We start from the raw sequence: 1,283 nt of genomic DNA, 5'->3' as shown, positions 1-1,283 counted from the left end.
CTTTCGCAAAAGGTCAGTGAAAGTCGCGTTCCTCATACCCACACACTACATCAGATAAACATCTGATGTGGGAGTCGGTGATTCTTTTACCGACCTCTGTGACGGCGCGCCCTGCGATAGCGGGCGGCACTTCAGTATTTACGCGTTTACTTAGTTACTGAGCTGCGCGCGAACAGCTTTGCCGATGGTCTCCTGCAGCGCGGGGTTGGTGTTGAGCTCGGCGATGAGGGCGCGAATCACTTCGACGTGTGGCACTTTCGCCCGGCCGAGATCCTCCGCGAGCCCTGCGCTGTAAGCCAGGAGTCCGCGGTAACTCTGCGGGGCGAGGTCGGTCGTCACCCGCACGGGCTTAGCACGCGGCGCCGACCTGTGCACTGGCTTGACCGCCTGCGATTCCCCCACCAACTCCCCCACTGGCTCCGCAGCTGCGTCGGCTGGACGGTTTGCTGGCTGACGCCCAGAGAGTCGGGCGGCGCGGGCCGCCAGTTCTGTCTTGCTGGTCATTTGGCTTCTCCCAACATGTCGATTTCGCGGGCGGCGTCGGCGTACTTGCCCAAGTCCGTCACTGGCGCTGCGAACGCCTGGGCGATCGATTCTCGTCGCGGAATGGTCGTGGTTAGGACAATGTGACCGCTGTCAGTGATCAGGTCTCGAAACATGGGCGTGGAGTTTGCGTTGGTGATCGTGCGATTCAGGAGCACGGCCACGTTGGGGAGGTTGTTCCGGAGGGATTCAACCTCGTCGATCGCTGCCCAGACGTCGGGGAGGCGCTCAAATTCCAGCATGGTCGGGGCCATCGTGATGACGATGGTGTCGGCGGCCCGTAGCGCCGAGTAGACGATGCCGGCGTGCTCGTCAAGCGGCGGCGTGTCTATCAACACGACGTCAGTCGTGGGCGACACGATGCCTGCGAGGCGGGTGTGCAGGTTTTTGACGGGCAGGGCGATCGTGGGGATATCCCACTCCCCCTGTTCGCTCCACCGGAGGGACGAGCCCTGGGGGTCGGCGTCGATGACGAGCACGCTCTTGCCTTGTGCGGCGTAGGCGTGCGCGAGATGCGCGGTGCTGGTGGTCTTGGCTGACCCACCCTTAAGGTTCGCGAGCGTGATTACCTTCATGCTCAAAGGATAACGTGAATACGCGTTTCAGTAAACACTGAAATACGTATTTGCTGTTTTGCGTAAATACGTATTTGCGTATTTACGTGCGGGGAGCTGAAAAGATCACCCCTCACCAGGTACCCCCGCGCTTGCGACTTCAAATGAGCAAAACCGAAGGTGCGT

At 60.6% G+C, this 1,283-nt stretch carries 2 protein-coding genes; both read right to left on the bottom strand.

Going from position 1 to position 1,283, the window contains the following annotated elements; genetic code table 11:
- Positions 1 to 150: 150 nt before the first annotated feature.
- On the bottom strand, positions 151 to 504 hold the full coding sequence (locus JF66_RS23290; RefSeq protein WP_156109941.1) for a hypothetical protein: 354 nt from the start codon (positions 502 to 504) through the stop codon (positions 151 to 153).
- Positions 501 to 1,118: a ParA family protein gene (locus JF66_RS19350; RefSeq protein WP_035880516.1), complete on the bottom strand. Its 618-nt coding sequence runs from the start codon at positions 1,116 to 1,118 to the stop codon at positions 501 to 503. Before JF66_RS19350 ends, JF66_RS23290 begins: the two co-directional genes overlap by 4 nt.
- Positions 1,119 to 1,283: the final 165 nt, after the last annotated feature.

This window comes from Cryobacterium sp. MLB-32, assembly GCF_000738085.1.
Classification (GTDB): Bacteria; Actinomycetota; Actinomycetes; order Actinomycetales; family Microbacteriaceae; genus Cryobacterium.
This window is presented reverse-complemented; position numbering and strand designations above follow the sequence as displayed.

What these genes read in the sequence shown, in the direction of transcription:
- JF66_RS19350 (WP_035880516.1), bottom strand. Translation starts at nt 1,118, where the DNA reads ATGAAGGTAATCACGCTCGCGAACCTTAAGGGTGGGTCAGCCAAGACC.
- JF66_RS23290 (WP_156109941.1), bottom strand. Translation starts at nt 504, where the DNA reads ATGACCAGCAAGACAGAACTGGCGGCCCGCGCCGCCCGACTCTCTGGG.